Below are 12,308 nucleotides of genomic sequence, written 5' to 3' on the forward strand. Positions count from 1 at the left end.
CGGCGCCCGCGCCCTACGGCCAGCCGGGCCAGCAGCCGCCGCCGTACGGCCAGCCCGCTCCGCCGCCCCAGGGTTACGGACAGCCACCGGCACCGCAGGCCCCCGCCCCGCCGCCCGGCTACGGACAGCCCACACCCCCTCCGGGCTACGGCCAGCAGCCCCCGCCCGGACAACCGCCGGGTCAGCAGGCCCCGTACGGGGCGCCCCAGGGCGTTCCCCAGGGCGCACCGCAGAGCCCCGGCGTGCTCGGCGCGCTCCAGCAGTTCAAGGAGACGCCCACCGGGCAGCGCTGGACCCAGCAGAACAAGAAGCTGGTCCGCGTCGACCTGGGCATCGGCGGACAGCCCGTACTGGCCCGACAGGGCAGCATGGTGCTCTACCAGGGCAAGGTCGACTTCAGCTACAAGGGCGCCGGCTTCTCCGGCCGCGTCGTCGGCAACGCCACCGGCCAGGAGATGCAGCTGATGCGCTGCACCGGCCAGGGCCAGGTGTTCTTCGCCGAGAACTCCACGATGCTGCACCCGATCGAGCTCCAGGGCGACGCCGTCTGCGTCTCCGCCGAGAACGTCCTCGCCTTCGACGAGAGCCTGCAGTACGAGGTCCGCCGCATCGAGGGGCACGGCATCCCCGGTGGCGCGCTGTTCACGATGCAGTTCCAGGGGACCGGCACCATCGTCGTCAAGACCCACGGCACGCCCGTGGTGCTGCCGGTCACGCCCACCACGTTCGCCGACTGCAACGCCGTGGTCGCCTGGTCGGCCGCCTCCCAGGTGGTCGTCTCCAGTCAGGTGCGGATGCGCCGCAACTCCTACCCCGGCGACACCGGGGAGAGCGTGAACCTCCAGTTCAGGGGCGCACCCGGCAACTTCATCGTCGTCCAGCCGTACGAGGTCTAAAGGGAGCCCGTCATGAACCAGCCACTCGCGGGCTACGCCCCCGCCCCCGTCACCGCCCGCATGGAGAACCACGGCAACCACATGGCGAAGATCGCCATGCAGACCGGGAACGACCTCCTCGCGCGTGTCGGATCGATGGTCGCCTACGAAGGGTTCGTCCAGTACGAGCCCAACCCGCCCGCCGTGCGCCAGATCGCCAAGGACTGGCTCACCGGTGAGGGCGCGCCGCTGATGAAGTGCTCCGGCGACGGCCTGCTCTACCTCGCCGACTACGGCGCCAACGTCGTCGTGATCAACCTCAACGGAGACGGCATCTCCGTCAACGCCACCAACCTGCTCGCCTTCGACGCCCACCTCACCTGGGGCGTGGAGCGGGTCAAGGGCCTGGCGAAGTTCGCCGGACAGGGCCTGTGGAACACCAGGATCTCCGGGCAGGGCTGGGTCGCGCTGACCTCACGCGGCAAGCCGATCGTCGTGGACTGCGGTGGCGGCGACGACGAGACGTACGTCGATCCGGACGCCCTCGTCGCCTGGTCCCCGAACCTCAAGGTGAAGGGCAAGCGCAGCTTCCGGGCCCAGTCGCTGATCGGCCGCGGCAGCGGAGAGGCCTACCAGATGGCCTTCTCCGGTCAGGGCATCGTCGTCGTCCAGCCCAGTGAGGACAGCACCGACCGTCTCCGGGTCCGGGGCTGAGGGGGAGCAACAACACCATGCAGAGCCCGCTTTTCGCCTTCAACGACCAGCAGACCCAGGAGCGCTGGAGCCTGCAGAACCAGCAGATGCTCCGCGTCGCCCTGGAGGGTCACGACGACGTCCTCGCCCGCAAGGGCACCATGGTCGCCTACCAGGGACTCGTCGAGTTCGACGCCGAGTTCCAGAGCAACAGCGCGTCACGCGCGCGTGCGCAGACCGGTGAGGGACTCGACCTGATGCGCTGCCACGGGCAGGGCACGGTCTACCTCGCCAACCTCGCCCAGCGCATCCACGTCATGGAGGTGGACCACGACGGGCTGACGGTCGACAGCAGCTACGTGCTCGCGATGGACTCCTCGCTGCACCACGAGGTGATCGCCGTCGACAGCCTGTACGGCATCTCCGGCTCCGGGAAGTACCAGCTCAACATCACCGGCAACGGCAGGGTCGCCCTGATGACCTCGGGCATGCCGCTGCTGATGCAGGTGACGCCGGACAAGTACGTCAACTGCGACGCCGACGCGATCGTCGCCTGGTCCACGTCCCTACGCGTGCAGATGCAGGCCCAGACCCACTCCTCGGGGGTGTGGCGGCGTCGCGGCAACACCGGTGAGGGCTGGGAGCTCAGCTTCATGGGCAGCGGCTTCGCGCTCGTCCAGCCCAGCGAACTGCTTCCGCCGCAGAACGCCCAGATCGGCTCGGGCGTCGCCGCCCAGTACGGCGTGGGACAGCAGGGGGCCCGCGGCCAGAACCAGGGCAACGTCTGGAGCTGAACGCACCGGTAAGGGGCGGCCGCGAAGGCGGTCGCCCCTTACCCCCGTGTCAGACGCCCAGTCTCGTCCGGGTCGCTTCCACCAAACGGGTGACCGAGGTGTCGGCCACGTCCGCCACCTCGTCGTACGGGAACCAGCGCAGGTCGAGGGACTCGTCGCTGATCGCCTCGACGGATCCGGACGGAGCCAGCGCCGCGTACTGGACGTCCAGATGCCAGGCGCACGGTGTGTGATGACGGTCCAGACGCACGGGGCCACCGGGGACCAGGGCCAGTCCCGCGATGCCGGACTCCTCCGTCGCCTCCCGCAGGGCCGCCGCCGCGAGCGAGACGTCACCCGGCTCGCAGTGCCCGCCCATCTGGAGCCACATCCGCAGCTTCCGGTGCAGGGTCAGCAGCACCCGGCCCCGCTCGGGATCGATCACCAGGCCGCTCGCCGTGATGTGACCGTCCGTACAGGCCTTCCACATGCCGTCCGGATGCGCCGCGAGATGGTCCAGATAGGTCTGGCGCAGTTCGGGCTGGTCCTCGTACCCCTTGAGCACGAGGACCGCGTCGTCGTGGAGGCTCACTCGGCGTCGTCGCCCTTGTTCTCGCCCCCGCCCTCGTCCTTCTTCTTGAGGTCGGGCTTGCCGGCGGCCTCGCCGAGCATCTTGTCCAGCTCGGAGAAGTCGATCTGCTCGCGGTGCACGAAACCGTCCGGGTCGTCCAGGTCGGTCGCCGTCGGCAGCATGTCCGGGTGCGCCCACAGGGCGTCCCGGCCGTCGACCCCGCGCGCGTCGGTGAGCGAGGCCCACAGGCGCGAGGCGTCGCGCAGCCGGCGCGGGCGCAGCTCCAGACCGATCAGCGTGGCGAACGTCTGCTCCGCCGGACCACCCGAGGCGCGGCGGCGTCGCAGCGTCTCGCGCAGCGCGTCGGCCGACGACAGCCGAGGCTTGGCCGCGGCGTGCACCACGGCGTCCACCCAGCCCTCGACGAGCGCCAGCGCCGTCTCCAGACGGGCCAGGGCGGCCTTCTGCTCCGGCGTGTCCTCCGGCTGGAACATGCCCTGCTGGAGGGCCTCCTGCAGCTGCTCCGGGTTCTGCGGGTCGAACTGGCCGACGACGTCCTCGAGCTTGCCGGTGTCGACCTTGATCCCGCGCGCGTAGCCGTCCACGGCACCGAACAGGTGCGAGCGCAGCCACGGGACGTGCGCGAACAGGCGCTGGTGGGCGGCCTCGCGCAGGGCGAGATAGAGCCGCACCTCCTCCTGGGGGACGCCCAGGTCCTTGCCGAACGTCTCGATGTTCAGCGGCAGCAGCGCGGCCCGGCCGGCCGGGCCCAGCGGCAGGCCGATGTCGGACGAGCCGACGACCTCACCGGCGAGCACGCCGACGGCCTGCCCGATCTGCGTGCCGAACATGGCGCCGCCCATGGAGCGCATCATGCCGATCAGCGGGCCGGCCATGGCCTGCATCTCCTCCGGCAGCACGTCGCCCATCGCGTTCCCGACGCGCTCGGCCACCGGGTCGACCAGCTCCCGCCACGCCGGGAGGGTGGCCTCCACCCATTCCGCGCGGCTCCAGGCCACGGCGGAGTTGGCACCCGACGGCAGGGAGGTCGCGTCGTCCAGCCACAGGTCGGCCAGACGGACCGCTTCCTCCACGGCCCTGCGGTCGGCGGGCCCGACGCTCGCGTCCTTCGAGCCCTCCGCGGTGCCCTGCGAGACGGTCTGCCGGGCGATCTGCTTGGCCATGTCCCAGTTCACCGGCCCGCCCTCGTAGGAGAGCATCTGGCCGAGCTGCTGGAACGCCGCGCCCAGGTCGTTGGGGTTCAGCGACCCGAACATCGCGGCGAACGGATTGTCCGCGCCAGGGCCGCCAAAGCCTCCGGCTCCGGGCATGCCGAAACCGAACGGGTTGGCCGGGCCCTGACCACCACCGCTCTGCGGGTCCTTCTTCTTGCCCTCGTCGCCGTCGTCCGGCTCCTCCGGCGGAAGGCCGAATCCGAATGGGGTGTCACTCACGGGTTTCCTCGGCTGGTAGGGCCACCGGTTCTTTCCGGCGGCACGGCTGCCCGACAACACCACCCAGCGTAGACACCTGAAGCGGTTCGGGCCTCGGTGCTTCGCCGACAGAAGGCCTGCGGCAGGATGGATGCCACCTGGTACGTACGCGTCGCTTGCGCCCGTACTGAAGACAACCGCTGGAGACGCCCGGTGAGTTCCCCAGATCCACAGGTTCGCGCAGCGCGAAACAAGACAACCGGTTCCGCGGCGCGCGGGCCCGTCGTCGCGGTCACCGGTGCCGCGTCCGGCATCGGCGCGCTGCTCACCGCGCGGCTTGCCGCCTCGGAGGAGATCAAGCAGGTCATCGCCATCGACGAGCGGCGCGGCGAGTGCGCCGAGGCGCGCTGGCACATCCTGGACGTACGGGACCCGGCCATCGCGGACAAGCTGCGCGGGGCCGACGCGGTGGTCCATCTCGCGCTCGACCTCGATCTGGAGACCGATGCCGCCGCCCGGACGGCCTACAACGTGCGGGGCACGCAGACCGTGCTGACGGCCGCCGCGGCCGCCGGGGTGCACCGCGTGGTGCTGTGCACGTCGACGATGGTCTACGGGGCGCTGCCGGACAACGAGCTGCCGCTGTCCGAGGACGCGGAGCTGCGGGCCACGGCGGAGGCCACGGGGGTCGGCGACCTGCTGGAGATCGAGCGGCTCGCGCGCCGGGCGCCCAGGGCGCACCCGGGGCTCAATGTCACGGTCGTACGCCCCGCCGTGCTGGTGGGAGGCACCGACACCGCGCTGACCAGGTATTTCGAGTCGCCCAGACTGCTCGTGGTGGCCGGGTCGCGGCCCGCGTGGCAGTTCTGTCACGTCCAGGATCTGTGCAGCGCCCTGGAGTACGCCGTCCTGGAGAAGGTCGACGGTGAGCTGGCCGTCGGCTGCGACGGATGGCTGGAGCAGGAGGAGGTCGAGGAGCTCAGCGGGATCCGGCGGATGGAGCTGCCGTCGGCGGTCGCGCTCGGCGCGGCGGCCCGGCTGCACCGGATCGGGCTCACCCCGTCCCCGGCCGGGGACCTGGCCTACACGATGTACCCCTGGGTGGTCAGCGGGAGCCGGCTGCACGACGCCGGGTGGCGGCCCGCGCACACCAACGAGGAGGTGCTCGCGGAGCTGCTGGAGGAGGTGTCCGGCAGGCACACGGTCGCCGGCCGGCGGCTGGGGCGCAAGGACGCGACGGCGGCGGGCGCCGCGGGAGCGACGGTGGCCCTGCTGGGCGCGGCCGCGGTGGTACGACGGGCACGCAAGGCCCGGCGCCGGATCTGACGCGCCTCCTGTAGGAAGCTCCGAACGGGCACGCGCGCGTGCCGGGCGATGAGGCTGTTCCGCGTTGTCGCCGGGGTGGGGCACGATGGAGGCATGGCATCCACGCACGATCACCCGGGTGAGCAGGCCGCACAGGACCCGATCAAGCTGATCTCGATCCGCGACACGCCGCTGTCCGTGGACGAGGTCCTCCACGCGGTCGGGGACGACGCGGCCGGCGGAACGGCACTGTTCGTCGGGACCGTGCGCAACCACGACGGGGGTGCCGACGTCGACGAGCTCGGCTATTCGTGCCACCCCAGCGCCGAGGACGAGATGCGGCGGATCGCCGAGAAGGTCGTCGCCGAGCACCCCGTCCGGGCGCTGGCCGCCGTGCACCGGGTGGGAGACCTCAGGGTCGGTGACCTCGCCGTGGTCGTCGGCGTGTCGTGCCCGCACCGGGGGGAGGCCTTCGAGGCCTGCCGGAAGCTGATCGACGACCTCAAGCACGAGGTGCCCATCTGGAAGCACCAGCGGTTCTCGGACGGCACCGAGGAATGGGTCGGCGCGTAGTGCCGTCGTTGGGGGGTGGTGGCCGGGTGACGGGTGGGTGGGTCGGCGCGTAGTGCCGTCGTTGGGGGGTGGTGGCCGGGTGACGGGTGGGTGGGTCGGCGCCTGCTGAGGCGCCCATGACAGGCCTCGGACCTCCGGTTGCGTAACCCCACCCCTGGCGTGAGCGTTGTCACTGCGGATGGTTAATCTGCTGATCAGTCAGTGTTGCGGACGCTCATGGGGTTGGGAGGTCGGCATGGCGGCGCTCGCCTGGTTGCTGATTCCGCTGGTGGCCGCGATCGGAGCGGGACTGTGGGGCAGTTGGGCCAACCGCACGCGCAAGGTGCGCAGCGATGGCCCCGAACTCATCGGTTACGCCCGGTTCCGCGAGGCCATGGAAAAGCCGCGCTCGGGTGGCTGAAGGTCAAAGAACAGCAGGTCACGGCGTACGAAGCGAGCAGGGCCGCCCGTCCGGGCGGCCCTGACGGCGTGCTGACGGGCCTGTCCCGTACTGTCGAGGCATGCCACGCCGCACCGCGACGATGCTCGCCTCCACCCTGATGCTGATCGCGCTCCTGTGCGCGGGAGTGTTCATCCCCGTGCCCTACTCGGAGATGTCCCCGGGGCCGACGGTGAACACGCTGGGCGAGCACGACGGCGAGCCGGTGCTGCAGATCTCCGGGCGCAAGACCTATCCGACGGACGGTCACCTCAACATGACCACGGTGCGGGTCACCAGCGCCGACTACCGGATGAACCTCGTCGAGGCCGTCTACGGATGGCTCGCGCATGACAACAAGGTAGTCCCGCACGAGACCCTCTACCCCGACGGCAAGACGGAGGAGGAGTCCACCCAGGAGAACGCCGAGGAGTTCAGCCAGTCCCAGGAGAGCGCCAAGGTCGCGGCCCTGAAGGAACTCGACGTCCCGGTGAAGTCCTGGGTGATCGTCTCCACGGTGGTCAAGGGGTCCCCGGCCGAGGGCAAGCTGCACGCGGGCGACGTGATCAAGAGCGTCGACGGCGAGGCGGTGAAGGAGCCGGCCGACGTCGCCGAGCGGGTGACCGAGCACAGGCCGGGCGAGGACGTCGTCTTCACCATCGTGCCCGCCGAGGAGCAGGCCGCCGCCGAGAAGGAGAACCGGACGGCGACGAAGACCGAGAAGGTGACGATCACCACCAAGACCTCCGAGGACGGCGGCGAGAAGCGCGCCATCGTCGGGATCTCCGCCGGGACCGACCACACCTTCCCGTTCAGCATCGACATCAAGCTCGCCGACGTCGGCGGGCCGAGCGCGGGCCTGATGTTCGCGCTCGGCATCTACGACAAGCTCACTCCGGGCAGCCTGACCGGCGGCGAGTTCGTCGCCGGCACCGGCACCATCGACGATGACGGCAAGGTGGGGCCGATCGGCGGGATCCAGATGAAGACGGTCGGCGCGCGCGACAAGGGCGCCGAGTACTTCCTCACGCCCGCCGACAACTGCGCGTCCGCCGCCAAGGACACCCCCGAGGGCCTCACCCTGGTGAAGGTCGACACCATCGACGACGCCCTGGGCGCCCTGGAGGACATCCGCTCCGGCGACACCTCGGACCTGCCGAAGTGCACGGCCTCCTGACCGGCCCCGCTACTCCTCGAACGTCGCCGTCAGCGCCTGGGCCAGGCCCGGCACCAGCTCGGAGCCGGTGAGGACCTCCGTGGCGGAGTCCTTCTCACGCAGCCGCAGGGCCGACTCGCGGGTCCCGTCGCGCAGCACCGCGACCGTCATCCGGACCTCCTGACGCTCCGGGTGCCGCGCCACCCACTTCGTCAGCGCGGCCTCGTCCAGGTCCTCGGGGACCTGGGCCTCGGCCGACGGCGGCAGCATCAGCCGCTCCACGGTCAGGGCACAGCCGGTCACCGCGTCGGGCCAGGCGATGGTGCCCAGGAACTCGTCGAGCGGCTTGCCCGTTGGAATCTCGTCCTGCTCGATCGGGGTGAGAGCGGTCGTCTCCTGTTCGTCGCCCAGACCGAGCCGGTCCGCGAGCGAGGGCTGTTCGGCCCGCAGCCGGGCGGTGTCGACGAGGGCGAACAGGCGGGCGGGCTGGTCCCAGCCGAGGCCGGAGACGTACTCGTCGATCTCGAGCACGGCCCGGGTGAGCGGGTTGGCCGCCATGGGTGTGTTGGACATGGTCACAATCCTCTCTCGTTCCTGGCCGGAATCGGGAACCGAGTAAAGCGTGAGTAAGTTGCATAGGTGTGGGACCGCGATCACGGGGGACCACACACGGTCCGTGAAGACGCGGGCCTGACGAATCAACAGCGAACTTCGAGGTGCCTACCTTGGCTTTCCAGATGCCGGACCGCGGCGGAGGCCCGACGGGGCCACGGATCAGAGTGGGCCGCCCGTCCCGGCGGGTCCGGACCCTGCTCATGACACTGGGCGTCCTGGCCGTCCTCGGCATGGTGTTCACCATGTTCGCGGGCTTCTGGACCGACTGGCTGTGGTATCGCTCGGTCAACTACTCGTCGGTGTTCACGACGACCCTGTGGACCAAGATCGGGCTGTTCTTCGTCTTCGGTCTGCTGATGGCCCTCGCGGTCGGCTTCAACGTCTGGCTGGCGCACCGCATGCGGCCGCCGCTGAGCGCCATGTCGATGGAGCAGCAGAACCTCGACCGGTACCGGATGGGCATCGCCCCGTACAAGAAGTGGCTGCTGCTCGGCATCACCGCGCTGGTGGGCCTGATCGCCGGCGCCTCGGCGTCGAGCCAGTGGCGGACCTGGCTGATGTGGGTCAACGGCGTGTCCTTCGGCCAGAAGGACCCGCAGTTCAAGCTCGACGTCTCCTTCTACGCATTCGACCTGCCCTGGTACCGGTTCCTGCTCGGCTTCGGCTTCGCCGCCACGATCCTGGCGCTGATCGCCGCCGCGCTCACCCACTACCTGTACGGCGGACTGCGCATCACCAGCCCGGGTGCGCGCGCCACGGCCGCGGCCACCGGACACCTGTCGGTGCTCCTCGGTGTCTTCGTCGCCCTGAAGGCGGTCGCCTACTGGCTCGACCGGTACGGACTGGCGGTGAAGTCCAGCGACTTCAAGGCCACCGACAGCTGGACGGGCCTCAGGTACGTCGACGCCAACGCCTATCTGCCGGCCAAGACGATCCTGTTCTGCATCGCCGTGATCTGCGCTCTGCTGTTCTTCGCCACCCTGTGGCGGCGCACCTGGCAGCTTCCCGTGATCGGCTTCGGCCTGATGGTGCTGTCGGCGATCCTCATCGGCGGCCTGTACCCGGCGATCGTGCAGAAGTTCCAGGTCCAGCCGAACGAGCAGGCCAAGGAAGCGCCGTACGTCGAGAAGAACCTCAAGGCCACGCGTGAGGCCTACGGCATCGACGACTCCAAGGTCACCGACTACCCGGGCACGAGCCAGACCGAGGACAAGACCCAGCTGCGGGACGACGTCACCGACACGGCGAGCATCCGGATCATGGACCCGAACATCGTCTCGCCGACGTTCCAGCAGCTCCAGCAGATCAGGAACTACTACGCGTTCCCGACCAACCTGGACGTCGACCGGTACTCCATCGACGGCCGGGAGCAGGACACGGTCATCGGTCTGCGCGAGCTGAACCTGGACGGCATCCCCAAGCGGAACTGGATCAACGACCACTTCCGCTACACCCACGGATACGGTGCCGTCGCGGCCGAGGGCACCAGCGTGGACTCCGGCGGCCGTCCGAACTTCATCGAGTCCGACCTGCCCTCCAAGGGCGAGCTCCCGGAGTACGAGCAGCGCGTCTACTACGGCGAGCGCACCACCACGTACTCGATCGTCGGCGGTCCCCAGAAGGAGATCGACTACTCCGACGACAGCGGCGAGAAGACGTACAGCTACAAGGGCGACAGCGGGGTCAACCTCGAGAACCCGGTCAACCGGGCCGCCTACGCGGTCGCGTTCAGCGAGCCGCAGATCCTGTACTCCGGGGCGATCGGCGAGGGATCGCGGATCCTGTACAACCGCACGCCCAAGGAGCGCGTCGAGGCGATCGCCCCGTGGCTGACCATCGACGGCGACGCCTACCCGGCGGTCGTGGACGGCCGTATCCAGTGGATCGTCGACGCCTACACCACCACCAACGGCTATCCGTACGCGTCGCGGACGACCCTCGGCGACACCACGGCCGACTCGCTGACCGCCACCAACGACCAGCGCGCGGTGGTGGCCCAGCAGAACCAGGTCAACTACATCCGCAACTCGGTGAAGGCGACCGTCGACGCGTACAGCGGCGAGGTCAAGCTCTACCAGTGGGACACCCAGGACCCCGTCCTGAAGACCTGGATGAAGGCCTTCCCGGACACGGTGCAGCCGAAGACCGAGATCTCCAGTGCGCTGATGGCCCATCTGCGGTACCCGCAGGACCTGTTCAAGGTGCAGCGCGAACTGCTGACCCGCTACCACGTGAAGGACGCCACCACGTTCCTCTCGGGCAGCGAGGTGTGGGAAGTGCCGGACGACCCGACCAACAAGACGGGCGACGCGGTGCCTCCGTACTACCTGAGCATGAAGATGCCCGACCAGCAGGAGCAGACCTTCTCGCTCACCACGACGTTCACACCGAACGGCCGTGACAACCTCAGTGCCTTCATGGCGGTGAACGCCGATCCGGGCACCGAGGACTACGGCAAGATCAGAGTGCTGAAACTGCCGACCAGCACCACGGTCTCCGGACCCAAACAGGTCCAGAGCCAGTTCAACTCCGAACAGGACATCGCCGAGTCGATCAGGCTGCTGAGAGGCGGTGACTCCGAGGTCGAGTACGGCAACCTGCTGACCGTGCCGCTCGACGGAGGGCTGCTCTACGTGGAGCCGGTCTACGTACGCGGTGGTGGGCTGAAGTACCCGCTGCTGCGGAAGGTGCTGGTGACCTACGGAGGCCAGACCGCCTTCGAGGACACCCTCGACCAGGCTCTCGCCAAGGTCTTCGGGGGTGAGGGCACGACCACCGAGCCACCACCGGGCGAGGACGAGGGAACCGGCGAGGAGGAAGGCACGACGCCACCGCCGACGTCCGACAACCCCACGGTCCAGGAGGCGCTGAACGACGCCCAGAAGGCCTTCGAGGCCGGCCAGGAAGCCCTGAAGAAGAACGACTGGGAGGCCTACGGCAAGGCGCAGAAGGACCTGGAGGACGCGCTGCGCAAGGCCGAGGAGGCCCAGTCGGCCGAAGGAGGAGGTGGCGGCGCCGGCGGCGGGGAGGACAGTCCTGCTCCCGACGCGAGCCCGAGCAGTTAGCGAGCAGGCTGGTCAAACGCCCGTCCCGCGCCGTGCTACGGTTGCAACGCAACGGCGCGGGGTGGAGCAGCTCGGTAGCTCGCTGGGCTCATAACCCAGAGGTCGCAGGTTCAAATCCTGTCCCCGCTACTCACGTCGCGAAGTCGGCGACATCAAAGGCCCGGATTCCTCAAGGAATCCGGGCCTTTGTGATGGGCGAACGCATGTGCCTGGGCGGGTGACGGCCGTGCCGCCGACGGGAGTTGGCCGATCTGTGTTTGACTTGTCTCTCTGTGGGCATGTCGACAAAACGCTGTAGTGACCTCACTGACTGCGGTATACCAGGTGTACCCAGGTTGCAGGTGGTGCGACGATGGATGTTATGGGGGACAAGGCAACTCTGTTCGAGACAGGGCGTTTTGTGAAGTCCTCCTCTCAGGAGGAACCCCGGGACGAGACGGGGGAGGCCGCCGACGAGGCGGCCGAGGAGCTGCGTCAGCGGCTCGCCGCCGAGGCCGGCGACGTCGAGGCGATGAGCGTCCTCGGCGCCATGCTGCTGCGCCGCGGTGATCTCGACGGAGCCGAACCCCATCTGCGTGCCGCCACCGCCGCGGGCGACCGCGCCGCCGCCAACAACCTGGGCGTCCTGCTGCACCAGCGGGGCTACGCCGACGAGGCCGCCGGCTGGTGGCGGATCGCCGCCGTGGCCGGCTCCACCGCGGCGGCCCACGCGCTCGGCCGCTACCACCGGGAGCGCGGGGACGAACCCGCCGCCGAGTACTGGCTGCGCCAGTCCGCCGAGCAGGGGCACACCCTCGGCGCGTACGCCCTCGCCGACCTGCTGGAACACCG

Annotated in this window: 12 protein-coding genes and 1 tRNA gene; 10 read left to right on the forward strand and 3 right to left on the reverse strand. The window is 69.6% G+C overall.

The window, feature by feature from the left end:
- From B7767_RS16615 to B7767_RS16625, 3 genes are all read left to right on the forward strand, one after another.
- The coding region (locus B7767_RS16615; RefSeq protein WP_143652507.1) for an AIM24 family protein at window positions 1–896 on the forward strand (896 nt) is incomplete at its 5' end.
- Between the two features lie 12 nt (window positions 897–908).
- Window positions 909–1,589 (forward strand): AIM24 family protein, encoded by a 681-nt coding sequence (locus tag B7767_RS16620; RefSeq protein WP_085572876.1) that lies wholly within the window; start codon window positions 909–911, stop codon window positions 1,587–1,589.
- A gap of 17 nt (window positions 1,590–1,606) precedes the next feature.
- Window positions 1,607–2,362 (forward strand): AIM24 family protein, encoded by a 756-nt coding sequence (locus B7767_RS16625; protein ID WP_085572877.1) that lies wholly within the window; start codon window positions 1,607–1,609, stop codon window positions 2,360–2,362.
- A gap of 49 nt (window positions 2,363–2,411) precedes the next feature.
- On the opposite strand, the gene B7767_RS16630 is transcribed toward B7767_RS16625, so the two are convergent.
- Window positions 2,412–2,933 carry an NUDIX hydrolase gene (locus B7767_RS16630; RefSeq protein ID WP_085572878.1) on the reverse strand — a complete coding sequence of 174 codons (522 nt, stop codon included), beginning with the start codon at window positions 2,931–2,933 and terminating at the stop codon, window positions 2,412–2,414.
- Entirely contained in the window at window positions 2,930–4,366 is a 1,437-nt protein-coding gene (locus tag B7767_RS16635; protein WP_085572879.1) for a zinc-dependent metalloprotease, read from the reverse strand. Before B7767_RS16635 ends, B7767_RS16630 begins: the two co-directional genes overlap by 4 nt.
- A gap of 192 nt (window positions 4,367–4,558) precedes the next feature.
- Here B7767_RS16635 and B7767_RS16640 point away from each other — a divergent pair, with 192 nt between their 5' ends.
- From B7767_RS16640 to B7767_RS16650, 4 genes are all read left to right on the forward strand, one after another.
- Window positions 4,559–5,671: an SDR family oxidoreductase gene (locus B7767_RS16640; protein WP_085572880.1), complete on the forward strand. Its 1,113-nt coding sequence runs from the start codon at window positions 4,559–4,561 to the stop codon at window positions 5,669–5,671.
- A gap of 93 nt (window positions 5,672–5,764) precedes the next feature.
- A complete protein-coding gene (locus tag B7767_RS16645; RefSeq protein ID WP_085572881.1) occupies window positions 5,765–6,223 on the forward strand; it encodes a molybdenum cofactor biosynthesis protein MoaE in 459 nt (152 codons plus the stop codon).
- A gap of 235 nt (window positions 6,224–6,458) precedes the next feature.
- A complete protein-coding gene (locus B7767_RS46370; protein ID WP_179167171.1) occupies window positions 6,459–6,623 on the forward strand; it encodes a hypothetical protein in 165 nt (54 codons plus the stop codon).
- A 100-nt stretch (window positions 6,624–6,723) separates the two neighbouring features.
- On the forward strand, window positions 6,724–7,818 hold the full coding sequence (locus B7767_RS16650; protein ID WP_085572882.1) for a PDZ domain-containing protein: 1,095 nt from the start codon (window positions 6,724–6,726) through the stop codon (window positions 7,816–7,818).
- Window positions 7,819–7,827: 9 nt separating this feature from the next.
- On the opposite strand, the gene B7767_RS16655 is transcribed toward B7767_RS16650, so the two are convergent.
- Window positions 7,828–8,370 (reverse strand): PPA1309 family protein, encoded by a 543-nt coding sequence (locus B7767_RS16655; RefSeq protein ID WP_085572884.1) that lies wholly within the window; start codon window positions 8,368–8,370, stop codon window positions 7,828–7,830.
- Between the two features lie 164 nt (window positions 8,371–8,534).
- On the opposite strand from B7767_RS16655, the gene B7767_RS16660 reads away from it, so the two are divergent.
- The 3 genes from B7767_RS16660 to B7767_RS16670 all read left to right on the forward strand — a co-directional run.
- Window positions 8,535–11,477 (forward strand): UPF0182 family protein, encoded by a 2,943-nt coding sequence (locus B7767_RS16660; RefSeq protein WP_256923467.1) that lies wholly within the window; start codon window positions 8,535–8,537, stop codon window positions 11,475–11,477.
- A gap of 55 nt (window positions 11,478–11,532) precedes the next feature.
- A tRNA-Met gene (locus B7767_RS16665) sits at window positions 11,533–11,606 on the forward strand.
- A 223-nt stretch (window positions 11,607–11,829) separates the two neighbouring features.
- Window positions 11,830–12,308 (forward strand): tetratricopeptide repeat protein (locus B7767_RS16670; RefSeq protein WP_179167172.1); only part of this gene is annotated, 479 nt, incomplete at its 3' end.

Origin of the sequence: Streptomyces sp. 13-12-16 (assembly GCF_002114215.1) — a bacterium.
GTDB lineage: Bacteria > Actinomycetota > Actinomycetes > Streptomycetales > Streptomycetaceae > Streptomyces.